This is a genomic window from Amycolatopsis sp. WGS_07, assembly GCF_045278895.1.
In the GTDB taxonomy this organism is placed as follows: domain Bacteria; phylum Actinomycetota; class Actinomycetes; order Mycobacteriales; family Pseudonocardiaceae; genus Amycolatopsis.
Map to the genome: position 1 here is coordinate 6,577,815 of NZ_CP136053.1, position 22,474 is coordinate 6,600,288.

The window sequence follows — 22,474 nt, forward strand, 5'->3', positions numbered from 1 at the left end:
CGGACACCGCCGTACCGTGCTGCTCGCGCGACGGCTTCCCGAAGCCGGTGGGATTCCGGCACGGTCGCGCCACTGTGTGCCCCATCCAGACGGAGCGGGCGAGTCAGGTCGAGGAGCCGTCGTCAGGTCCACCCGCAAGGGACGCGTCATCCCGAAGGAGAGCCATGGCCACCATTCCGGCCGACCGGTCCACCCCGGTCGTCTTGCCCGTGTCGAAAGCCGCTTTGCTGCTCGGCGCGACGATCGTCGGCGCGCTGCTGCTGTACTACTTCATCGGCGTCGACCAGGGCGCGGTCTCGATCTTCGGCAGTGACACGCACGTGCACGAGTTCGTCCACGACGCGCGGCATTTCCTCGGCTTCCCCTGCCACTGACGCGCGCGGAACGGACAACCGAACAATGCAGAACAAGCTGATTCTGCGCGGCCTCCTCGCCGGAGCGCTGGGCGGATTGCTGGCATTCGTCTTCGCCCGGGTCTTCGCCGAACCGCTGACCCAGTCGGCCATCGACTACGAATCCGGCCGCGAAGAGGCGCAGATGGCGCTCGACAAGGCCGCCGGAGCGCACGCCGAGCACGAGGGTCACGAAGTGTTCAGCCGTGCCGTGCAAGGCAACCTCGGCATTGGGCTCGGCATGGTGCTCTTCGGGGTCGCGATGGGCCTGCTCTTCGCGGTGACCTACACGGTGCTGCTCGGCCGCGTCGGCCGGATCCGCGCGCGGGTGCTGGCGGTGCTCGTGGCCGGGGCCGGATTCCTGACCCTGTACCTCGTGCCGTTCCTGAAATACCCGGCCAACCCGCCGGCGGTCGGGCACGAGGCCACCATCGGCGCGCGCACCGGGCTGTACCTGACGATGGTCGTCGCTTCGGTGATCTTCCTGGTGGCGGCCGTGGTCGTGGGCAAACGGCTCGCGCCGCGGCTGGGCAACTGGAACGCGACGCTCGTCGCGGGCGCCGGCTTCGTCGTGCTGTCCGGGCTGCTGATGGCGCTGCTCCCGTCGCTCGGGTCGCTGGCCGTCAACGTCGCCGAATACGGCCCGCAGGCCAGCGAGATCCCGCTGCCGCTCAAGGGTCCGGACGGCCAGATCGTGTACCCCGGATTCCCCGCCGACACGCTCGTCGAGTTCCGGCTCTACTCGGTGCTGGCGATGGCCATCCTGTGGACGACCATCGCGCTCGTGTTCGGCCCGCTCGCCGAACGCGTGCTGGACCGCGGGCGCGCGGTTACCGTCGAGGCGTGAACCCGCTGACCGGACTGGGCCCGTTCTTCGCCGTCGACACGCATTCGGCGGACGAACCGGCGCGGCCGTGGCATCCGCTGTCCGAAGTCCTCGACGACGGTCCGGTTCTGCGCGAACGAATCGCGCAGAACCGGGCCGTTCTCGGCGGCGATTTCGTGGAAGTGCGGGTCGCGGCGTCGATCGCGCATCTCGGGCTGGCGGCCCGGATCATCTCGCCCGCTTTGGGCCTCGCCGTCGGCGCGGGAGCGGTGCCGGACTATTCGGCGGCTTGGTGGCAGCCGAAGCTCGGCGGAGCGTTCCCGTTGTCGCTGAAGGAAAATCCGGCGGTCGAGTCCGATGTGGTCAGTGCGTTCGCCGAACGCGTGCTGCGCGGTCCGCTGGCGCGCCTGGACAAGGCGATGGCCCAGTTCTCGCTGGCGGAGAACGTCCGGCGGGGGAATGTGGCGTCGGCCTTGAACGGGGCGGTGACGGTGTTGCGGTCCGAACGTCCGGAGTGGACTCAACGGGTGGCCGGAATCGTTGGTGCATTGGAGGAACTGCCGGAACTCGCCGGTACCGCGACCCGGGTCGGCGGGCGGTTCCGCCGTCGCAGCTGCTGCCTGTTTTATCGCGCGACGCCGGATCGCGACGGCCCTAAATGCGGGGACTGCGTTCTGGCCTGAACTCCCGTTCGGTGGGACGACAGCCGCCGGTGCTGGGCTCTGGTTCGTACGCTGGCCCGGTGATCCCCGTTGAGGACTGGGCCGCCCTGCACGATCTGGCGCATCGCTACGCCGCCTGCGTCGACGAGCGGGATTTCGCCGGGGTCGCCCGGCTGTTCGGCGAAGACGGGGTGCTCGTGCTGCCGGATCCGCCGCGCGAGTTCGACCCGGTCCTGGAGCATCGCGGCCCGGAGGGCGTCACGGCGGCCCTGTCGGTGCTGGAGGACGTGCCGCTGACCGCGCACGGCATCACTGGCATGGTCTTCGATCCTGGCGGTAACCCAGCGACCGCGCGCGGGCGGATCGGCTGCGTCGCCCACCACGTGAGCCCGCGCGACGGACGGTTCGCCGACGCCGTGTGGCATCTCCGCTACCTCGACCGTTACGCCCGGATAGAGGGCCAATGGCGGTTCGCGCGCCGCGAGGTGCACCTGGATCTGATCGAAACCCGGGAGGTTCGCGCGTCCCGCCTGGGCCGGTGACCTGCGCGGAGTCACCCGAACGGGCGGACCCGGCAGGGGCGGCGGGGCGACCGGTTTGCCCGGAAACTGCGTAAGGTCGAAACCATGTCAGGGGACGAGGCCTTGCTCACGCACGACAGCACGCGCGGGCTCACCGCGGCCGAGGTGGCCGAGCGGGTCGCCGCGGGGCGGACCAACGACGTTCCTTCGCGCACGAGCCGCAGCGCGTGGGAGATCGTCCGGTCCAACGTCTTCACCCGGATCAACGCGATCTTCGCGGTGCTCGCGGTCATCATCTTCTCCACCGGCTACCTGCTGGACGGGCTGTTCGCCGGGGTGATCGTGGCCAACAGCGTCGTCGGCATCGTGCAGGAGCTGCGCGCCAAGCGGACGCTGGACCGGCTCGCGATCGTCGGCCAGGTGCGCCCGCGCGTGCGGCGCGACGGGACCAGCAGCGAGCTGGCCCCGGAGGAGGTCGTGGCCGACGACGTCATCGAGGTCGGGGCGGGCGACCAGGTGGTGGTCGACGGCGAGGTGCTGGCCGCCGAAGCGCTCGAGGTCGACGAATCGCTGCTCACCGGCGAATCGGACCCGGTGGTGAAGCGCGCGGGCGACCCGATCATGTCCGGCAGCTTCGTGGTCGCCGGGAATGGCGCGTACCGGGCGACGAAGGTCGGCTCGGAGGCGTACGCGGCGAAGCTGGCCGAGGAGGCGGGCCGGTTCACGCTGGTCGATTCGGAGCTGCGGAACGGGATCAACAAGATCCTGAAGGTCATCACGTACCTGCTCATCCCGGCCGGCGCGCTGTCGATCTACAACCAGCTTTCCGGTTCGCAGGCGCTGCCCGCCGCGCTGCGCGGGATGGTCGCGGCGCTCGTCCCGATGGTGCCGGAAGGCCTGATCCTGCTGACGTCGGTCGCGTTCGCGGTCGGCGTGATCCGGCTGGGCCGCCGGCAATGCCTGGTCAACGAGCTGCCCGCGATCGAGGGCCTGGCCCGCGTGGACGTGGTCTGCGCGGACAAGACCGGCACGCTCACCGAGAACACCATGCGGCTGTCCGAGCTGCGGCGGCTGCACGATGCGGGTGAGGAACCGGAGACGGTGCTGGCCGCGCTCGCCGCCGCGGACCCGCGCCCGAACGCCAGCCTGGTCGCGATCGCCGAGGGCTGCCCGGCCGCACCGGACTGGCCGGCGACCGCCGTGGTGCCGTTCTCGTCGGCGCGGAAGTGGAGCGGCGCGGCCTTCGGCGAACACGGCGACTGGGTGCTCGGCGCGCCTGACGTGCTGCTGCCCGCCGAGTCGGCGGAGCGTGCGGAGGCGGAACGGATCGGCGCGCAGGGCTTGCGGGTGCTGCTGCTCGGCCGCGCCGCAAACGCGGTCGACGCGCCGGACGGCCCGGGCGAGGTCACGCCGGTCGCGCTGGCCGTGCTGGAACAGAAGATCCGCGGCGACGCCCGCGAGACGCTGGACTACTTCGCCGCGCAAGGCGTCGCGGTGAAGCTGATTTCGGGCGACAACGCGGTGTCGGTCGGCGGCGTGGCCCGCGCGCTGGCGCTGCCCGGCGGCGAGGCTCCGGTCGACGCGCGGACGTTGTCCGAGGACCCCGGCAAGCTGGCCGAGGAGCTGGAAGGCACTGCGGTGTTCGGCCGCGCGACGCCCGCACAGAAACGGGCGATGGTCGCGGCGCTGCAGGCGCGCGGGCATACCGTGGCGATGACCGGTGATGGTGTCAACGACGTGCTTGCGTTGAAGGATGCCGACGTTGGTGTGGCGATGGGTGCGGGCAGCCCGGCTACCCGGTCGGTCGCGCAGATCGTGTTGCTGGACAATGCTTTCGCCACCCTGCCGCATGTTGTCGGCGAGGGGCGTCGGGTGATCGGCAATATCGAGCGTGTCGCGAATTTGTTCCTTACTAAGACTGTGTATTCGGTGCTGCTGGCGTTGATCGTGGGCGTGCCTGGGCTGATTGGGCTGGATGCGATGCCGTATCCGTTCCTGCCTCGGCATGTCACGATTGTCGGGTGGTTCACGATCGGTTTGCCTGCGTTTGTGTTGTCGCTGGCGCCTAATAATGATCGTGCGCGCAGCGGGTTTGTGGGGCGGGTGCTGCGGATGGCGGTTCCTGCTGGGGTGGTTATTGGGGCTGCGTCGTTTGTTTCTTATATTCTGGTGCATCCTGGCGGGGCTACTACCGATGCGGCGCAGGTGCAGGCTAGTACTACGGCGTTGATTACGTTGATGGCGTTGGCGTTGTGGGTGCTTGCGGTGGTGGCGCGGCCTTATAACTGGTGGAAGGGTGCGCTGGTTGCGACTATGGCGGTTGTTTCGGCGTTGATGTTTTTGCTGCCGTTTACTCGGGGGATTTTTCAGTTGGATCCTAGTAATGCGGGGTACACGCTGACGGCGGTGGTTTGTGCTGGGGTGGGGGTTGTGTTGATTGAGATTGGTCGGTGGGTGGGGAATCGGATCGGGAAGTAGTGGTCCGTTGGGTTTGCTTGGTTGCGTGGGGCACCCCGAAGCCTGATTGTGCTGACGGGCGGCGGGTGTTTGTCAAGGCGGGAAAGATGCCTTGACAAACACCCGCCGCCCGCAGGGAGGCTTCGTATCGGGGTGCGGGGGAGGGGCTGGGTGCCTCGCTCGGTTGGGTGGCGTGCTGCGGTTTCGGTGGGGGTGGGGCTAGCGCCCCAATGTGGCATTGGGTGCATGTGACGCACCCAATGTGGCGTTCGGTGCGTGGGACGCACCCAATGCCACATTGGGGCGCATCGGCGGACGGGTGGCGCAGGTCGGGTCGGGGCGGGTCGTGAAGGACTCCTTGAGGGAATCTAATTCCGTGAAGGAGCCCTTCACGGATCGGCGGGAGCCGCAGAGGGGTCGTGAGGGGAACCCTGCGGGAATCAGAGTCTGTCAGGGTTCCCCTCACGGCGGGGGTCCAGGGGGCGGGTGAGAGTCAGGTGCCTGGCGACGACAGGTGGTGCTGCAACGCCCCTAGTCCCTCGGCCCGTTCCCGGTCGTGGGCGTCTTGTTCGGCCATTTCCGCGTCGGTCAGCACGATCGCGTCCGGGCCCGGGAAGATCGTCGAGTCGTGGTCCGCGCCTTGCCAGCGGACGGTGAACGGCGGGCCTCCGTCCGGCGAACCCACGGCTACGATGCGGCCCCGGTGCTCCGGCACGTCTACCCGGATTCCCTTCACGACCAGCCAATCTCCGCGCTGTGCGTGCATGGTTCCTCCTCTCGCCAGCGGCTTCGCCCGGAGCGATACCTCGCCGCGCCGGGCGTGAAACGTCGGAGTAGTCCGATCAGGTGGCGGCAAGTGACTTTTCGTGTTCGGTTCGGCTTAACCGAGGCGTTCGCGCGGCGGCATCGGGCGGAAGGACGCTGCGAGCGGAGCCGACCCGAAGGAGCCCGCCATGGTCCGTCATACCGCCGTCGCCGCCTCGCTGGCGAGTGCCGCGCTGGTCCTCGCCGCTTGCGGCCAGAGCGCGGCGGGCGGCACGCAGTCCGGCGATCCCGATACCCTGGTCTTCGCCGCGATCCCGTCCGAGAACGCGCAGACATTGCAGCAAGCCTACCAGCCGGTGATCAAGATGCTGGAGAAGGAAACCGGCAAGAAGGTGCAGTTCCAGAGTGCCACCGACTACGCCGCGGTGATCGAGGCGCAGCGCACCGGCAAGGTGCAGATCGCCCAGTACGGGCCGCTTTCCTACGTGCTCGCGCGCAACACCGGCGTCAAGGCGACGCCGGTCGCGGCGCAGGTCAAGAAGAAGGGCGAGCAGCCTGGCTACCGGTCTTACGGCATCGTGCCCGCGGGGTCGCCGATCAAGGATCTTGCCGGGTTCAAGGGCAAGAAAGTGTGCTTCGTCGACCCGAACTCCACCTCCGGATATCTGTATCCGAAGGCGGGATTGATCGACGCGGGGGTCGACCCGCAGTCCGGCGTGAGTCCGGTGATGGCGGGCGGGCACGACGCGTCCGCGTTGGCTGTCGCAAGTGGACAGTGTGACGCCGGGTTCGCGTATGACGCCATTGTGGACACCGCGCTCATCAACAAGGGCCAGCTAAAACCGGGTCAGCTGACCACGGTGTGGAAGTCCGACGTGATCGCCGGTTCGCCGGTCGCGATCTCCGACAGCGTCTCCGAGGACCTGAAGGCCAAGATCGCCAACGCTTTCCAGCAGAAGGCCAATGTGGACTACTTGAACGCCAACGGATTCTGTGCCACCACGTGCAAGGCCGCCGACGACGCGGGCGACTGGGGCTACGCGAAGGTGGACGACCAGCTGTACGACGGCGTCCGCAAGGTCTGCGCCACCACCAAGGACAAGCAATGCACGGCCGCGTGAGCGAGGCGGTCCGGTTCGACCGGGTGAGCAAGAGCTTCGGCACGCTCGCGCTGGACGACGTTTCGCTTACCGTCGAGCCCGGCGAGGTCGTGGTGCTGCTCGGGCGGTCCGGTTCCGGGAAATCCACGTTGCTCCGGCACGTCGACGGCCTGCAGCGGCCGACGTCGGGCACCGTCACGGTGCTCGGCACGGACGTCGGCCGGGCCAGCGGCGGCGAACTGCGCCGGTTGCGGCGGCGGGTCGGGTTCGTGTTCCAGCAGTTCCACCTCATCGGCAGCCTGACCGTGCTGGAAAACGTCTGTTCCGGCGCGCTCGGCCGGTTGCGCGGCCCGCGGCTGGGCCTGCTCAGCTACCCGAAACGGCTCCGTCACGAGGCGCTCGACGAACTGGACCGGGTCGGCCTCGCTGACCGGGCCTTGCAGCGTGCGGACACGCTGTCCGGCGGTCAGCAGCAGCGGGTCGCGGTGGCGAGGGCGCTGCTGCAGCGGCCGGACATCCTGCTCGCCGACGAACCGGTCGCGTCGCTCGATCCGGAGTCCTCGGCGCAGGTGATGCGGCTGATCAGGGAGATCAGCTCGGAACGCCGGCTGACCGTGCTGTGCAGCCTCCACCAGCTCGACCTGGCGCTGAGCTGGGGAGACCGGATCGTCGGCCTGCGCGCGGGCCGCACGGTGCTCGACGCTCCGGCAGCCGGGCTAGACCGCGAGCGCGCGATGGAGCTGTACGCCGGGGTCGCGGCCGAGCCGGCGGCGGTCGGATGACCGCGGGCACCCTGGCCCGCCCGACCCGCTCCGGCACCGCCGCGGTGCTGGTGGTCCTCGGCCTGCTGGCCGCGGGCGTCTGGGCGCTGACCGACCTGCGGATCAACTTCGCGACGCTCGCCGACAGCGCGGGCAACGCGGTGGCCTTCGCGCGCCGGATGTTCCCGCTCGACTTCCCGCCGCTCGCCGAGCTGCTGGAGCTGGCGGGCCAGACGCTCGCGATCGTCATCTCGGCGACGCTGCTGTCGGTGCTGCTCAGCGTGCCGTTGGCGATCTTCGCGGCGGCCAACACCACGCCGGGGCCGGGGTCCCGGCTGGCCGCGCGCACGGTGATCGTGCTGGCCCGCGCGATCCCGGACGTCGTGCTGGCCATCGTGTTCTTCCGGATCTTCGGCCTCGGTGCGATGACCGGCGTGCTCGCGATGGGCCTGCACTCGGTCGGGATGGTCGCGAAGCTGTACGCGGACGCGGTCGAGCAGATCGACGAGGGTGTCCGGTCCGCGGTGCGCGCGGGCGGCGCGGCGCGCGGGCAGGAGCTGGTCACCGGCGTGTTGCCGCAGGTCATGCCCGCCTTCGTGGCGACCGCGCTGCACCGGCTGGACATCAACCTGCGGATCTCGGTGGTGCTCGGGTTCGTCGGCGTCGACGGCCTCGGCTACGCGATCGCGACGTCCTTCCAGCGGCTCGACTACCGGCGCGGGATGGCGCTCGCGCTCGTCGTGCTGATCCTGTGCGTGCTGGTCGAACTCGGGTCGGGCGCGATCCGCCGGCAGCTGTTGCGCGGCGGCGGACCGGCCGTGCACCTCCCGGCTCAGCGAGGGATCGCTCCACAGTGGACCTTCGCGCGGGTGCGCCGCACTTGTTACGCCGCCGCGACAGTACTGGTGGTGGCGGTTTCGTTGTGGGGCGCGGAATTGTCGCCGGTGCAGTTCTTTCATGGGCTCGGTGACATCGGCCATTCGCTGGGTTTGTTCTGGCCGCCGGACACTGGCGGGGTTTTCCCGACACTGCTCGCCGATCTCGGTGAGACAGTGAAGATCGCTTTGGCCGCAACGGTTCTCGGCGCGCTTTTCGCGTTGCCAGTCGGTGCGCTGGCCGCGCGGAACGTCGCACCGAGGCCGTGGGTGGCGCGAGTGTTCCGCGTTTTCGTAGTGCTGGTGCGCGGGGTGCCGGAATTGGTGCTGGCGATCGTTTTCGTGGTGATCACCGGGCTCGGTCCGGTCGCGGGCACGCTGGCGCTGGCGGTCGGCGCGGTGGGACTGCTGGGCAAGCTCGTCGCGGATTCTCTGGAGGAGGTCGACCCGGACGTCGAACAGGCGGTGCGGGCCACCGGCGCGACCCGCTGGCAGGTGTTCACCTCCGCGACGCTTCCGCAGGCGGCCCCGGCGTTCGCCGCGCACGTGCTGTACCAGCTCGACGTGAACATCCGCTCGGCGACGCTGCTCGGCATCGTCGGGGCGGGCGGGATCGGATTCGACCTGCTCAGCGCGTCGCGGATCCTCGAATTCGGCATGGTCACCACGATCCTGCTGCTCGTGTTCGCGACCGTGCTGCTGGTGGAACTGCTGGCCGTGTGGCTGCGCCGGGTCACGGCGTGAACGGTTAACAGCGAACGGCTGACAACTGTTCCGGGAATTCACTTTCGGGGGCGGGCGCGTTGGCCGCGGCGCAGTTGTCCGGACAAGCCGGGAGCGCATCGTCGGTGCCATGACCTCGACGAGGTACCTGGACATCGCGGAGAAGCTGGCTGTGGAGATCGCCGGGAGCGCGCCCGGCACGCGGGTCTCCAGCGAACCGGAGCTGGCCGCCCGGTTCGGCGTGGGGCGGGCGGCGGCCCGCTCGGCCCTGCAGGAGCTGGAACGCCGGCTGCTGGTGCGGCGGGTGCGCGGCGCGGGAACGTTCGTGAACCGCCGCATCGACTACGTCATCTCGCACAGCAGGCCGCCGTCGTGGCACGCCACGGTGGAGGCGGCGGGCGCGACGCCGCGCTCGCAGATCAAGTCGGTGGACCGGTTGCCGCTGCCCGCCGTCCGCGCGGCGCACCTCGACCGTCCGGCCGGCGCGCTGATGCACCGGGTCGTGCGGACGTTTTTCATCGACGACCTGCCCGCCACCTGGATCGAGGAGTGGATCCCGGTCGAGGTGGCCCCTGACCTGGACCTGGCGCTGCACAGCGTCGAATCGATCGACCTGGTGCTGCGCCAGATGGGCCGGGTCCGCCCGGTGCGGGCGTGGTGCCGGGCGAGCGTCGACCTGCCGCCGCCGGAGGTGCTGCGCGGGCTCGGCATCGAGGCGAGCGTGCCGGTGTGGCTGGTGGACAGCGTCAGCCGGGACGCCGATACCGGGCAGGTCCTGATGGCCAGCAGCGCGTGGACGCGCGCCGACGCGGTCCGCGTCGTGGTCGAACTTTCGGACACGGTCTACCCCGAGGAGAAGACGTGCGAATAGCGAGGGAAGAACGCTGCGGCCTGCTCGCCGCGGCGGAACCGGACGAGCTGCGGGAACTGGCCGACGCCTGTCTCGCCGACGGCGCCGAGGTGACGGTGGTGCTGGCCCCGGAGGTAGGCACCATCTCCACCCAGGTGCGCGAACCCGTGGCGGCACAACGGTTTCTGCTCGGCGACGTGCTCGCCTGCCGGGCCGAGGTGGAGATCGCCGGACAGCGCGGCTGGGCCATGCGGCTCGGCGGCGACCGGGCCGCGACGCTCGCCGCCGCGGTGCTGGACGCCGAGGCCGAGGCGGGCCGTCCGCTGGCGGCCGAAGTGGACGAACTGTGCGGCCGGGTCGCGCGGCGGCTGGCGGAGCGGGACGAGCAGGAGTGGGCGGAACTGGCCCCGACCGTCGTGGAATTCGAGGAGCTGACGTGATCACTCTGCCTGTGAATGAATCACAGCTGGCGTTCCGGACCGTGTTAAACGCTCTCGCGCACCCCGGCGCGACGTACCGGCTGCCGGACACCGCGGTTCCCCCGGCGGTCCTTCCGACGCTCGCGCTGGCCGATCTCGGCACCGCGGTGTGCTTGCTGGAGGAGGAAACGGACTGGGTGGAAACGGTTGTCTCCGCGACCTCCGCGCCGTTGTCCGATTTGAACAAAGCACGGCTCGTGACCGCGTTGCGTGCGATGACTGTCGAGGAGATCGCTGAACTTCACCGGGGTACTGCGCTCGCGCCGGAGGACGGTGCGCTGGTCACGCTCGCGGTGTCAGATGTGGACGGTGGTCCCGCCTGGCGGCTGACTGGACCGGGCGTTCCGGGCGAGAAGACGTTGGCACCACAGGGTTTGCCCGCCGGATTCGTCGCGGCGCGGGCGGAGCTGGTCGCCGGATTCCCGGCCGGAGCCGACTTCCTGCTGGTCTGCCCGGACGGCCGGATCGCCGGGCTGCCGCGCACGACGACGATCGAAGAGGAGAGCTGAATGGGGTACTCGGGAGCGCGCGGCGGGCTGGAAGCCATTCTCGCCGCGGAGGACCTGGTGCGCCGGGCCCGCGACCACGCACCGGTGCCGTGGGCGCCGGACGAGCAGATCGTCGCCCGGTTCCGCCTGGCCGTCGACCGGGTGATGGGCGAGGCCGGGCTGTTCGACGAGGGCACCTCCGCCGCCGCGCTGCGCCAGGCCGAAGGCGACCCGCTGGAAGCCTCGCACCTGGTCCGCGCTTACCGGTCCACCTTGCCGCGGCTCGCCGTCGCCGACCCGGTGGACCCGGACGAGCTGCTGATCCTGCGCCGCATCGTGCCCGCGTTCCGCGAACCGGACGGTCCGCAGCTGCTCGGCCGCACCACCGACTACACCGGACGGCTGCTGGAGCGTCCGGCCGCACCGCCGGAGCCCGTCGAGCACGAGCCCGGCACGCCGAAACCGCGCACGGACGAGCAGAAGCGCCCGCGCCGCTTCCTCGACCTGCTGCGTGAGCTGGACCTGGTCGTCGAGCACCGCACCGGCGAGGACCCGGAACCGTTCGACCTGACCCGCAAACCGGCCCGGCCGCCCGCCCCGCGTTCGGCCGCGCTGGCGGCGATGGCGCGGGCGGAAACCGGGGCGCTCGTCGCGCTCTGGTACCGCTCGATCCTCGGCCCGGACGGCAACATCCACGAGGTGACGCTCGGCGAGGTCCGGCACGGGCGGCTGCCGTTGCGAGTCCGGCATCCGCACACCGGAAACCCGGTCGCCGTGGGGGAATTCCGGGTCACCGAGGCCGAGGCGATCGAAGATCTCGACGGAGCCGACGAGGATCGGACCTGCTTCGACGTCGGCTACGGCCTGTGCTTCGGGCACAACGAACGCAAGGCGATCGCGATGGCCAATCTCGACGTCGCGAACCGCCGGTTCGGCCGCCAGGGCCCGCTGGAGCAGCTGCTGCTGCTCACGACCGACGGCCTCGACTCCGGCGGCTTCCTGGAACACCTGAAGCTGCCCCACTACGTCACCTTCCGCTCGATGGTCGAGCGCAAACAGGCGATGCGCGCCGCGGCGGCCGCGGGGAGGGGCCCGCTCCCCGTCCGACCGAGCCCGCCGGAAAGGAATGCTGATGAGCGTCACCACCGATCTGCTGGCCGAACTGGACCCCGGGCCGGCCGGATTGCTCGACGAGGGCGGCAAACGCGAGGTCCGCCGCGCCGCGCTGACCGCGGTGTGCGTGCCCGGCTACCAGGTGCCCTTCGGCTCGCGGGAGATGCCGGTCGCGCGCGGCTGGGGTTCCGGCGGCCTGCAAGTGACCCTCGCCGTGATCGGTTCACAGGACACAGTGAAGGTCATTGACCAAGGCGATGACGCCGGGGTGAACGCGACCAACCTCCGCCGGATGATCGCCGCGACCACCGGCAGCGAGGAGACCGCCGACACGCGCGAGGCGACCATCGTGCAGTCGCGGCACCGCATTCCGGAGGAGGCGATGGCTCCGGGAGATGTGCTGGTGTTGCAGGTGCCGGTGCCGGAACCGTTGCGCGGCGTGCAGAAATCGGTCGAGGAATGCGCGCGGATGCACGCCGAGGGCGACTACGCGGCGATGTGGGTCAGCCTGTACGAGGACATCGTGCGCAACGGCATGATCACCCGCACCACCGGCTACCCGGTGCTGGTCGACGGCCGTTACGTCCTGGCCACTACGCCGATCCCGCGCTGGGACGTGCCGCGTTTGCACCAGAGCGACCAGCTGAACCTGTTCGGCGCGGGCCGGGAGAAGCGGATCTACGCCATCCCGCCGCACACCGACGTCCGGCCGCTGACCTTCGACGACGTTCCTTTCGAGGTCGAGTACACGCCGGGCGCGGTGTGCAAACGCTGTGGCAGCGACGATGTTTTCTTGGTGGAAGCCGGACCTCGCGGCGGTTATGCGTGCAGTGACACCGAATGGTGTGCCCGGGTTCTGGCCGGTGACGTTGATGCCGGGGCACATCGGGATCGTGCGCCCTTGGATTTGATTCCCTCCGCGGCTCGTCTCTCGTCTACAGTGGACTCTCCGCGCATCGAGCCGATCCGAGTGGTCGGCGGTCCGGAATGGGCGCTGCGAGTCGACGGAATCGGCAAGGTGCACGGCATCGGCGGCGCAGACGCGGTTCCCGGCACCGGCCCGGAGCACGGCACCGCGGTGAGCCCCTCGACTGGCGCGATCGTGGCGGCCTGGGACGTGTCGTTCGACGTGGCTCCGGGGGAGGCGCTCGGGGTGATCGGCGAATCCGGGTCCGGAAAGTCCACTGTGCTCGCTTGCGTGATCGGCGACGAGCGGGCCACCGCAGGCAGCGTCCGGCTGGCCACTGTGGACAGCGGGGAAACCGACCTGCTTGGACTGTCCGATCAGGACCGGCGCAAGCTGCGCATCGGCACGATGGCTGTGGTGCACCAGAATCCGGCCGACGGACTGGACTTGCGGGTGAGCGCGGGCGGCAACATCGCCGAACGGCTCACCGCGGCGGGCTGGCGGGGCTACCACGCGATCCGCCGCCGGGCCGCGGAACTGCTCGACCGCGTCGAGGTGCCGCTGTCCCGGATGGACGATCCGGTCGGCACGTTCTCCGGCGGCATGCGCCAGCGCGTCCAGATCGCCAAGGCACTGGCCACCGAACCGCCGGTGGTGCTGCTCGACGAGCCCACCACGGGGCTCGACGCCTCGGTCGCCGCCGGGGTGCTCGACCTGCTGCGCGGCCTGCTCGCCGAACGGGACGTCGCGGCCGTCGTGGTCAGCCACGACTTCTCGGTGATCGACGCGCTCACCGATCGGACCCTGGTCATGCAGCTCGGCCGCGTGGTCGAGCACGGCCTGACCGACCAGCTGTTCCACGATCCGCACCATCCCTACACCCAGCGGCTCGTCGCCGCGGCCAGGAGGTGATCCCCGTGTTGCCCGTGCTTTCCGTTCGCGACCTCCGCAAATCCTTCACCTTGCACACGATTGACGGCCGCACCGTCCATTCGTTGCACGGTGTCGATCTCGACGTGCACGCCGGCGAGCACGTCGCGCTCGCCGGGCCCAGCGGGGCCGGGAAGTCCTCGCTGCTGCGCTGCGTCAACCGGACCTACCTGCCGGATTCCGGCTCGGTCCGGCTGCGCACCGGCGCCGACGACGTCGAGCTGACCGACCTCGCCGACCGCGCGATGGCCCGGCTGCGCGGCCGAGAATTCGGCTATGTGTCGCAGTTTCTCGCCGCCCCGCCGCGCAGCGGACCGATGGCCGTGGTCTCCGCGACCGCCCGCCGCCGCGGCCTCGACCGGGCGGAGGCTCGCGACGCGGCCGCCGAAGCGTTGCAGCGCCTGAACTTGGACGAAGCGCTCTGGGACGTCGACTGCTCGGTTCTGTCCGGCGGCGAGCGGCAGCGGGTGAACCTGGCCGCGGGCACGGTCCGGCCGCCTCGGCTGTTGCTTCTCGACGAGCCAGTGTCCGCATTGGACCCAGAGAACCGGGAGGCCGCCTTGGAACTGGTCGCGGGCTTGACCGCGCAGGGAGTCGCGGTCCTGGCCGTGTTCCACGACCTCGACGCGATGCACCGGCTGGCCTCGCGAGTCGTCCTGATGCGGGACGGGCAGATCGCCGCCGAAGGCGCCCCGGCCGAGATCCTGGCGGCGGCATGACGACCGGACTGGAGGAACGCTGGACGCTTGGCGCACCGCCCGCCGACTACGTGCTCGGCCACGTCCGCGCTGTGCTGGCCGACCGGGTCGTGGACAACGCGCTGGTAGCCGTGCGAGACGGCCGGATCGCCGAGGTCGCGCCGCATCCGCCTGGCGTGGTGTCCGATGTGGATGGTCAAGGCCTGCTGTGCGTGCCCGGTCTGGTAGACGTGCACAGCGACGGCCTGGAAAAGGAACGGCTGCCGCGTCCCGGTGCCGAGCTGCCCGCGGAGTTCGCGCTGTTGTCCTTTGAAGGAAAACTCCGCGCGGCGGGCGTGACCACCGTGTTCCACGGCGCTGGCTTCGAGGAAAGCTTCGGCCGCGGCTTGGACCGGTCGGTGGCGCGAGCCCGCAGCCTGTGCGAGGTCATCGACGGCCGCCCGGACGGACTGGTGGGCCACCGGATCCTGTACCGATTGGACGTACGCTGCCCAGAAGGCTTGCGTGCCCTCCGGGAACGACTGTCCACAGTCGACGGTACGCCGGTGGTGTCGCATGAGGACCACACACCCGGGCAGGGCCAGTACGCCGACCGCGCCTATTACGAGCGTTACCTGCGGGGCACGCGCGGAATGTCCGAAGTGGAGGCATCTGATCACGTAGACCGGCTGATCGCCGACCGCGACGGACGGCTGGACGTCCGAGAGGAAGCCATGGCCTGGCTCGGCGAACAAGCTCGGGCGGGCCGGATCCGCTTACTGGGACACGATCCCAGCTCGGCGGAAGAAATCGAAACCCTGGTGGAACGCGGCGGCGCGGTCGCCGAATTCCCGACCACTGTGGACGCCGCCGAAGCCGCCCGTGACCGCGGACTGCCGGTAGTGATGGGCGCGCCGAACGTCCTGCGCGGCAGCTCGCACAACGGCAACGCCTCCGGCCGAGACCTGGTCTCACGCGGCCTGGTTACGGCTCTGGCGTCGGACTACCTGCCTTCGGGCTTGCTGGCCGCCGCCTTCACCCTGGCTGAGGAAATCGGCCTCCCGTCGGCAATTTCCCTGGTCACCGCCGGTGCCGCCGAGGTAGCCGGACTGCCCGACCGCGGACGCCTGGCCCCCGGCCTGCGCGCCGACCTGGCGTTGATCTCGCCCGGCACCCGGTGGCCGGTCGTCCACTCTGTACTCACCGGAGGCCGCACGTGAGCCACATTCATTGGCCAGTACCAGAACCCGTGCTGCCGTCCGATGTGGACCCGGTCCTGGCTCATGCGACCCGCGCCGCTGCCAGCGCTTTCGCGGAAGCCCGGCGCATCCACGACCGTGCCGCGCTGGCGGAAAAGGTGCAGATCGGCGCCGACGGCACCCCGACGATGCGGCTAGACATCCTCGTCGACACCGCAGTCGCCGAGACAGCCAACGCACACAAGGTAAACCTCCTCAGCGAGGAAATCGGTTCGATCGACAACGGCTCCGCGTTGACCCTCGTCGTCGACCCAGTGGACGGCACCGCCAACGCCGCCGCCGGGGTGCCGCTGTCGGCGTTCGCCGGGGTGATCGCGGTGGACGGAGTCCCGAAGGAAGCCTTGACCTGCTGGCTGGACACCGGCCGCTGCTGGCACGCTGTCGCCGGTCGGCCCACGCCGTACCGCACCAGCGGCCGTCGCGAGTTAGACGGTGCCGCCGTCAGTCTGTTACGTCCTCACGGGCCGGACGACGACGCGTGGTGGCGGATCACAAAACGTGCCGCGCGGGTGAGAATCCTTTCCAGTTCGTGCATCGAAGCCGCGCTGGTGGCGGAAGGCTCGACCGACGCCTTCGCCGACGCCGGCTCCGACACCCACCGCATCATGGACCTGGCCGCCGCGATGATCACCGTCCCCGCCGCGGGCGGCGCGGTCCTGGACGTGCACGGCCGCCCGCTGGAGATCGACCCGGACCTGACCCGCCGCTGGTCCGGCGTCGTCGCCGCGACCCGGGAGCTGGCCGAGGAACTGGCTTCCACGATCAAGGAGGCGTTGTGAACGAAACGGAACTCGCGTCGCTGGTCGACGGCCTGGCAGGCTTGCCCTACGGCGGAGAAGTGGTCGACCAGCGGACGCACGCCCTGCAGACGGGCTGGTTCGCCGCCGAGGCCGGTGCTGATGACGAGCTGCTGCTGGCCGCCGTCCTGCATGACGTCGGCCGCGCGGAGCCGGTGCGCGCGCAGTACCCGGGGTTGCCGCACGAGCTGTCGGGCGCGGAGTTCGCCCGGGCGCAGCTGAGCGAGGCGGCGGCGTGGATCATCGCGCAACACGTGCCAGCGAAACGCTTCTTGGTCGCGACGGACGACGCCTACGCGGCCCAACTGAGCCCGGCTTCGGTGGAGTCGCTGGCCCGTCAGGGCGGGCCGATGTCCACAGTGGAGGTCGAGGAGTTCCGCCGCCACCCACGCTGGGAGGACGCGGTGCGAGTCCGGCGATGGGACGACGCCGCCAAAGACCCGGACGGGCCGCAGCTCCGCACGGAGGATGTGGTGGCGGCTTACCGGCGGTGGTTGGTGGGGAGGTAGGGGGTTGTGAGTGTTTATGCCAGTTCTAACCGGGATTGGCACTCACGACCCTTGTTCAGCCGCGGCGGGCGCGGCAAGGTCCCGCTGCCCGCTGCCCGCTGCCCGCTGCCCGCTGCCCGCTGCCCGCTGCCCGCTGCCCGCTGCCCGCCGTTGCGCCATGCTGCCGGGCGAGGGCGTGGCCTGTCCGGTGAGGGGGCTGTGTCGGTGCCGGTCTCGTGAGTGGCTATCCCGGTTCTAACCGGCATAGCCGCTCACGACCCATCCTGCCGACGGCACCCCGCGCACCGGATGGCGGTCGGTGCGCGGGGCGCGGTCGGGCTGCGGCTGTTCCCCCCGACGTGTGGGACAGCCGCAGCCTCGGAATTGCTGTGTTGCTGCTTCGCGCGGCCTGTGCTGCGTTGCCGCTCGCGGCTTGCTGCGCTACGGCTGCGTGCGGGTTGTCGTGTTGTGGTTTCGCGTGGGGCTGCTGCGCACCCGCTTCGTGCGAGCTGCTGCGTTGCGGCTTTGCGTTGCCGCTTCATGGCTTGCTGCGCTACGGCTGCGTGCAGGTCGTCTCGTTGCGGTTTCGCGTGGGGCTGCGCGCTCCCGTTTCGCGCGAGCTGCTGCTTCGCGCGAACCGTCGCGCTACTGCATCGTGCAGGCTGCGTTGCTGCTTCGCGAGAGCTGGTGCGTCGCGGCTTCGCGAGGCTGCGTTGCGTTTCGCGTGGCTATCGCGCCACTGCTTCGCGCAAGCTCCACTGCTGCTTCGCGTGGGCCGTCACCGCGTCGCGCGGGGCCGTCGAGACTGCTTCGCGCACCACCAGCTCACCCGAGCGACCGCAGGCCCGGCCCCACCCGAGCCCCCGACACCACCGTCTCACCCGAAGCCGCGCTACCCCTTAGCCCGCTTGGAAGTCACCTGCGCAACCGCGCTCCCCGCAAGGTAAAGCCCCAGCCCGTAAATCGCATGCGTCCGCAAGCTGCGCAACCGAGCCACCGCCGGCTTCGGGGTCTTCGCCGCCGCCACACCCAGGCCGAACGCAGGCTGCATGATGAACCACGGCGCCGCAGTCGTCGCGAGGCCGGTCAGCAACGCTGGCAGCGGCGTCGGCTTGTTCGCCCAGCCAGGGCGGGTCGCGACGAGCAAGCCGGCGAAGGCTGTGCCGATCGAATAGTGCGCTGCCCAGCCGATTTCGCGTTCGTGCGGGACCGGTTCCGCCTTCGCGATGCTCTCGTGGCGGACGGTGCCCTCCGGCAGGTGGCCGATCCATCGGCCGAGGAGGCGGTAGTCCAGCGGTTGCACGCCGGTGGTGCGGCGGACGACTTCGCCGCCGAGGTCCATGATGGCGGTGGCGCCGACGCCGATGGCGACGGTGCGCGCGAGGGTCGAGAACATGGTGCTCCTCAGGTTCGGGGTAGGGGACCGGGAAACGAAAGTCAGGACGGGTCGCCGGCGAGCGGGTGGCCGTTCACTTTCCACTCGAGGATGCCGTCGGAGAGGCGGAACGCGCGGAAGCCGTGTGCGGTCAGCAGCCGGACGGCGTCGTGGGAGAACGCGCAGTACACGCCGCGGCAGTAGGCCACCACGTCGAGGTCGGCGGGGAGTTCGCCGATCCGGTCGGCCAGTTCCGCCATCGGGATCGAGATCGCGCCGGGGATGTGGCCTGCGGCGTACTCCTCGGCGGGGCGCACGTCGACGACGATCGCCTGGCCCGCCTCGACGCGGCGCATCAGCTCGTCGCGGTCGACGGCCTCGGTGTCGTCCGAGCCGAGGTAGCGGCGCGCGGCGGCGTCGACCGCGGGCGACTGCGCGGCGGCGACCGCCAGCAGCCTGCCGTACAGCGAGGCGACGTCGGGGCTCGCGATGTGGTGGCGGACGGTCGTGCCGTCGCGGACCGCGGCGACGAGCCCGACCTGCTTGAGGACCTGCAGGTGGGCGGACGCGGTCGTGACGTTCAGCCCCGCGGCCTCGGCCAGTTCGACCACTCCGCGCGGACGCTGGACGAGCAGGTCGACGAGTTCGAGCCGCTTGTCGTTGCCCAGTGCTTTGGCGACGCGCGCCAGTTCCCCGAACAGGGCTGATCGCGGAGGCGAGGGGTCGGTCAATCGATGCTCCGAAGGTGGTACCCGAGGGTGCGGCTATATTCCATAATTCCATGGAATACCGTAATGTGCCATCCGGCAAAGATCAAGGGGAAGGGAGACCGAGGGTGACCCTGCTCAACCGGCGTGCCGACGACGGCGGGCCCGAAGGACGGAGGGGACTCCGATGACCTCGGCGGACAACCGGAAGGGCGCGCTGCCCGCGGCCGTGTACCTGCTCGGGCTCAGCCTGTTCGCGATGGGCAGCTCCGAGTTCCTGATTTCCGGCGTGCTGCCCGGGATCGCGTCGGACCTGCGGGTCTCGCTGCCCTCGGCGGGCGCGCTGATCTCCGCGTTCGCGGTCGGGGTGCTGGCGGGCGCGCCGCCGCTCGCGGTGCTCACGCTGCACTGGCCGCGGCGCGCGACGCTGCTGGCCAGCCAGGCGCTGTTCGTGGCCGCGATCGCGCTCGGCATGCTCACCTCGAGCTACTGGATCCTGATGGTGGCCCGCGTCATCAGCGGGGTCGCCTACGCCGGGTTCTGGGCGGTCGCGATGACCACCGCGGTCAGCCTGGTGCCGCCGGACCGCACGGCGCGTGCGCTGTCGGTGGTGGTCAGCGGGCTGAGCCTGGCGATGGTCGTCGGCGGCCCGGCGGGCACGGTGATCAGCGGACTGGCCGGCTGGCGCGCCGGGTTCTGGGCGGTCGCGATCGCCACGGCGGCGACGGCGGTCGCGGTGTGGCTGACGCTGCGCCAGCCGGGACAGGACGGCGGGCCCGAGCCGGACCTCAAAGCGGAGCTGCGGACGATGAAACAGCCGCGGCTGTGGGTCGCCTTCGGCACCACGATCGCGACCACCGCGGCGTACATGGTGACCTTCGGGTACCTGGGCGCGATGGTCACCGAGACGAGCGGGCTCTCGGAGTCCTGGGTTCCGGCGGTGCTGTCGCTGTTCGGCATCGGCGCGTTCGTCGGCCTCACCATCGGCGGCCGGGTCGCGGACCGGTTCCCGTTCCGCGTGCTGGCGGCCGGCATCGCCGGGATGATCGTGTTCTCGGTCGCGCTGGCGGCGCTCGCCGCGCAGCCCGCCGCCGCGATCCCGCTGGTGTTCCTGCTCGGCGTCGCGGCGTTCCTGGTCAACCCGGCGGTGATCGGCCGCGTGTACACCATCGCGGCGGGCGCGCCGACGCTGGCCGGGGCGACGAACGTGTCGGCGTTCCAGCTGGGCATCACGCTGGCCCCGCTGGCGGGCGGGCTGGCCATCGGCGCGGGATTCGGCCTCGCCTCGGTCTGCTGGGTCGGCGCGGCGATCGCGGTCGTGTCCGGAATCGCGGCGTTCGCGGACAGCAGGCTGCACCGCAGCCCTGCCGTGCCGGAAGGAGCGGTTTCGGCCGTGGCGGAACAGTAGGAACAGCAGGAACGGTTTTTCGCGGCACGGGCGGAATGGGGTTTCGCGCCGCGTCCGGGCGCCGCGCCGCCGGAGGTTCTTCCGGCGGCGCGGGCGCCACCGTTTGGTGGCTTACGCAATGGCGGCAGGCAATTACTGTGTGATTCGAACAACTACATGTCTGGGGGGACAATGGTTCAGGTGTTGCGGTGCCGGGATTCCGCAGCCGGAAGCCTGCCCGAGGACTGGGCGGACGAACGGCTCGCCTGGCAGGCAGTAGACGAATGGATCGAAGGAGAACAGGCGGTTCCGGTGCCGATCGCCGCGCTGCGGCCGTCGGATTCGCCCCGGCTGGCCGGCGAGGACTGCGCGCACGCGCGGCTGCTCGCCTCGGCTCCCGCCGAATTGCCGCCGGTGCTGGTGCACCGGCCCAGCATGCGGGTGATCGACGGAATGCACCGGCTGCAGGCGGCGCAGCTGCGCGGCGCGGAAACCGTGCTGGTCCGGTTCTTCGACGGTTCGGCGGCGAACGCTTTCGTGCTCGGCGTCCGGCTGAACGTCGCGCACGGCCTCCCACTGTCCATTTCGGACCGGCGGGCCGCGGCGATGCGGATCGTGGCCTCGCATCCGCGATGGTCGGACCGGGCGATCGCGGCGGCGACCGGAATGTCGGCGAAGACCGTCGCGGCCGTGCGCCGGTGCGCAAGCGAGGACAATCCGCAGTTGCGCGTCCGGCTGGGCCGCGACGGAAGGGTGCGCCCGCTCAGCACCGCGCCCGGAAGGCTGCGCGCGAGCAAGCTGCTGCAGGAGAAACCGGACGCTTCGCTGCGCCAGATCGCGATGGAATGCGGGATTTCCCCGGGCACGGTCCGCGACGTGCGCGACCGCATGGCCCGCGGTGAGGACCCGGTCCCGCCCGCGCAGCGGACCGGCCCGCGCGCGCAGCTGACGAGCCGCCCGGAGCCCGCCCGCTGCGAGACCGGCGAGCTGATGGCGTTGCTGCGCAAGGATCCTTCGCTGCGGCTGACCGAAAACGGCAGGCGGCTGATCTCGCTGCTGAGCGTGTCCGCGATCAACGGGCGCGAGCAGCAGGAACTGCTGGGGACGGTGCCGCCGCACTGCCGCCGGACGGTGGCGGAACTCGCGGCGGCGTGCGCCCAGGCGTGGCAGGAGCTGGCGGAGAAACTGGTGGAGCACGCCTGAGCTGACCGGAAAACCGTTGTGGCGCGGTCAAGTCCTCATTCCGAGGACGCGGACGACAGGATGTCGGCGACGATCTTGACCGCTTCCGCGGGCGGCGGCATCGTCGGATGCCGGGAGATCCGGCCGAGGCCCACGTCGTACGTGTCGTGCCACACCGGTTCCGGCAGGTGCCCGCCGTCGGCGCGGATCGTGGCGACATTGCGGCGCACAGAAGGCTTTTCCCACATCGCCGCGCCCATCGACGGGAAATAGACCACCGGGTACGGCACCGACAGCACGACGGTCGCCAGGCGGTTGGGAGCCGCTCCGGTCGCGGCCGCGGCGAGGAAGTTCGCCGTCGCCGGCAGCACGATCACCACATCGTGGTCGGCGGCGAGCCGGGACGGTTTGTCGGCGGGCCAGTCGTCCGGCGATTCGCCGTGCACGACGCGGTCGGCGTGCAGGCGCACGGTCGCGGCCGGCAGGAATTGTTCCGCGGTGTGCGTCATGAGCACGGTCACCGGTCCGCCGAAATGGCTGCGGAATTCACTCAGATAGGCCGGGAGGGCGGTCACGGCGATCGAACCGGTGGCGCCTATCAGCAGTCGGGGCGGCCGGGCGCCGGCGGAATCCTGAGTCATGGGCGCGATCGTGCCCGGAATCCGGGGACGAGCGCAATACGCTATTGCACGCGTGTGCAACCTCCCGTTCTTGACAGTCTCCACTTGTGGGTGATGTCATCTGCCCCTCGTC

22 protein-coding genes, 1 pseudogene and 1 riboswitch are annotated in these 22,474 nt (G+C 70.4%); of the genes and pseudogenes, 19 read left to right on the top strand and 4 right to left on the bottom strand.

Translation table 11 applies throughout. The features are described 5' to 3' along the window. Nucleotides 1-43 precede the first annotated feature (43 nt). Nucleotides 44-108, top strand: a riboswitch (cobalamin riboswitch). Between the two features lie 56 nt (nt 109-164). The 5 genes from RPX00_RS31040 to RPX00_RS31060 all read left to right on the top strand — a co-directional run bounded on the left by RPX00_RS31040 (nt 165) and on the right by RPX00_RS31060 (nt 4,879). After that, nucleotides 165-374, top strand: coding sequence for a CbtB-domain containing protein (locus RPX00_RS31040; protein ID WP_009077103.1), 210 nt, complete (start codon nt 165-167; stop codon nt 372-374). A 25-nt stretch (nt 375-399) separates the two neighbouring features. Beyond that, on the top strand, nt 400-1,239 hold the full coding sequence (locus RPX00_RS31045) for a CbtA family protein (RefSeq protein ID WP_406630672.1): 840 nt from the start codon (nt 400-402) through the stop codon (nt 1,237-1,239). After that, on the top strand, nt 1,236-1,901 hold the full coding sequence (locus RPX00_RS31050) for a (2Fe-2S)-binding protein (protein ID WP_406630674.1): 666 nt from the start codon (nt 1,236-1,238) through the stop codon (nt 1,899-1,901). Before RPX00_RS31045 ends, RPX00_RS31050 begins: the two co-directional genes overlap by 4 nt. A gap of 59 nt (nt 1,902-1,960) precedes the next feature. Further along, complete coding sequence (locus RPX00_RS31055) at nt 1,961-2,422, top strand: nuclear transport factor 2 family protein (protein WP_406630675.1); 462 nt, start codon at nt 1,961-1,963, stop codon at nt 2,420-2,422. Between the two features lie 84 nt (nt 2,423-2,506). After that, a complete protein-coding gene (locus RPX00_RS31060) occupies nt 2,507-4,879 on the top strand; it encodes an HAD-IC family P-type ATPase (protein WP_406630677.1) in 2,373 nt (790 codons plus the stop codon). Between the two features lie 472 nt (nt 4,880-5,351). On the opposite strand, the gene RPX00_RS31065 is transcribed toward RPX00_RS31060, so the two are convergent. Further along, a complete protein-coding gene (locus tag RPX00_RS31065; RefSeq protein ID WP_406630679.1) occupies nt 5,352-5,624 on the bottom strand; it encodes a DUF1918 domain-containing protein in 273 nt (90 codons plus the stop codon). Nucleotides 5,625-5,811: 187 nt separating this feature from the next. Between RPX00_RS31065 and RPX00_RS31070 the strand changes: the two genes are divergently transcribed. The 12 genes and pseudogenes from RPX00_RS31070 to RPX00_RS31125 all read left to right on the top strand — a co-directional run bounded on the left by RPX00_RS31070 (nt 5,812) and on the right by RPX00_RS31125 (nt 17,091). Then, entirely contained in the window at nt 5,812-6,744 is a 933-nt protein-coding gene (locus RPX00_RS31070; protein WP_406630681.1) for a phosphate/phosphite/phosphonate ABC transporter substrate-binding protein, read from the top strand. Further along, on the top strand, nt 6,729-7,505 hold the full coding sequence (gene phnC, locus RPX00_RS31075) for a phosphonate ABC transporter ATP-binding protein (protein WP_406630683.1): 777 nt from the start codon (nt 6,729-6,731) through the stop codon (nt 7,503-7,505). The genes RPX00_RS31070 and phnC overlap by 16 nt, the downstream gene beginning before the upstream one ends. Next, the gene (gene phnE, locus RPX00_RS31080) at nt 7,502-9,103 is read left to right on the top strand and encodes a phosphonate ABC transporter, permease protein PhnE (protein ID WP_406630685.1); all 1,602 of its coding nucleotides are present in this window, start codon (nt 7,502-7,504) and stop codon (nt 9,101-9,103) included. Before phnC ends, phnE begins: the two co-directional genes overlap by 4 nt. 109 nt (nt 9,104-9,212) lie before the next feature. Beyond that, complete coding sequence (locus RPX00_RS31085; protein WP_406630687.1) at nt 9,213-9,953, top strand: GntR family transcriptional regulator; 741 nt, start codon at nt 9,213-9,215, stop codon at nt 9,951-9,953. Further along, nucleotides 9,944-10,372 carry a phosphonate C-P lyase system protein PhnG gene (locus RPX00_RS31090; protein WP_406630689.1) on the top strand — a complete coding sequence of 143 codons (429 nt, stop codon included), beginning with the start codon at nt 9,944-9,946 and terminating at the stop codon, nt 10,370-10,372. Before RPX00_RS31085 ends, RPX00_RS31090 begins: the two co-directional genes overlap by 10 nt. Further along, nucleotides 10,369-10,920, top strand: coding sequence for a phosphonate C-P lyase system protein PhnH (phnH, locus tag RPX00_RS31095; protein WP_406630691.1), 552 nt, complete (start codon nt 10,369-10,371; stop codon nt 10,918-10,920). The genes RPX00_RS31090 and phnH overlap by 4 nt, the downstream gene beginning before the upstream one ends. Next, a pseudogene (locus RPX00_RS31100) lies at nt 10,921-11,910 on the top strand (carbon-phosphorus lyase complex subunit PhnI); the annotation flags it as partial. 121 nt (nt 11,911-12,031) lie between these two features. Beyond that, nucleotides 12,032-13,831: an alpha-D-ribose 1-methylphosphonate 5-phosphate C-P-lyase PhnJ gene (locus RPX00_RS31105; protein WP_406630693.1), complete on the top strand. Its 1,800-nt coding sequence runs from the start codon at nt 12,032-12,034 to the stop codon at nt 13,829-13,831. 5 nt (nt 13,832-13,836) lie between these two features. Further along, nucleotides 13,837-14,568, top strand: a complete 732-nt coding sequence (locus RPX00_RS31110; protein WP_406630695.1) for an ATP-binding cassette domain-containing protein — start codon at nt 13,837-13,839, stop codon at nt 14,566-14,568. After that, the gene (locus RPX00_RS31115; RefSeq protein WP_406630697.1) at nt 14,565-15,746 is read left to right on the top strand and encodes an alpha-D-ribose 1-methylphosphonate 5-triphosphate diphosphatase; all 1,182 of its coding nucleotides are present in this window, start codon (nt 14,565-14,567) and stop codon (nt 15,744-15,746) included. The genes RPX00_RS31110 and RPX00_RS31115 overlap by 4 nt, the downstream gene beginning before the upstream one ends. After that, nucleotides 15,743-16,564, top strand: coding sequence for an inositol monophosphatase family protein (locus RPX00_RS31120; RefSeq protein WP_406630699.1), 822 nt, complete (start codon nt 15,743-15,745; stop codon nt 16,562-16,564). The genes RPX00_RS31115 and RPX00_RS31120 overlap by 4 nt, the downstream gene beginning before the upstream one ends. After that, a complete protein-coding gene (locus RPX00_RS31125; RefSeq protein ID WP_406630701.1) occupies nt 16,561-17,091 on the top strand; it encodes an HD domain-containing protein in 531 nt (176 codons plus the stop codon). The genes RPX00_RS31120 and RPX00_RS31125 overlap by 4 nt, the downstream gene beginning before the upstream one ends. An 871-nt stretch (nt 17,092-17,962) precedes the next feature. Here RPX00_RS31125 and RPX00_RS31130 read toward each other — a convergent pair. Both RPX00_RS31130 and RPX00_RS31135 read right to left on the bottom strand, forming a co-directional pair. Next, entirely contained in the window at nt 17,963-18,466 is a 504-nt protein-coding gene (locus RPX00_RS31130) for a DUF2938 domain-containing protein (RefSeq protein WP_406630703.1), read from the bottom strand. Nucleotides 18,467-18,507: 41 nt separating this feature from the next. Next, nucleotides 18,508-19,176, bottom strand: coding sequence for an ArsR/SmtB family transcription factor (locus RPX00_RS31135; protein WP_406630705.1), 669 nt, complete (start codon nt 19,174-19,176; stop codon nt 18,508-18,510). Between the two features lie 163 nt (nt 19,177-19,339). Here RPX00_RS31135 and RPX00_RS31140 point away from each other — a divergent pair, with 163 nt between their 5' ends. Together RPX00_RS31140 and RPX00_RS31145 are read left to right on the top strand one after the other, a co-directional pair. After that, entirely contained in the window at nt 19,340-20,560 is a 1,221-nt protein-coding gene (locus RPX00_RS31140; RefSeq protein WP_406630707.1) for a Cmx/CmrA family chloramphenicol efflux MFS transporter, read from the top strand. 171 nt (nt 20,561-20,731) lie between these two features. Further along, nucleotides 20,732-21,742 carry a ParB/RepB/Spo0J family partition protein gene (locus RPX00_RS31145; RefSeq protein ID WP_406630709.1) on the top strand — a complete coding sequence of 337 codons (1,011 nt, stop codon included), beginning with the start codon at nt 20,732-20,734 and terminating at the stop codon, nt 21,740-21,742. A gap of 35 nt (nt 21,743-21,777) precedes the next feature. On the opposite strand, the gene RPX00_RS31150 is transcribed toward RPX00_RS31145, so the two are convergent. Further along, complete coding sequence (locus RPX00_RS31150) at nt 21,778-22,362, bottom strand: flavoprotein (protein ID WP_406630711.1); 585 nt, start codon at nt 22,360-22,362, stop codon at nt 21,778-21,780. Between the last annotated feature and the right edge of the window lie 112 nt (nt 22,363-22,474).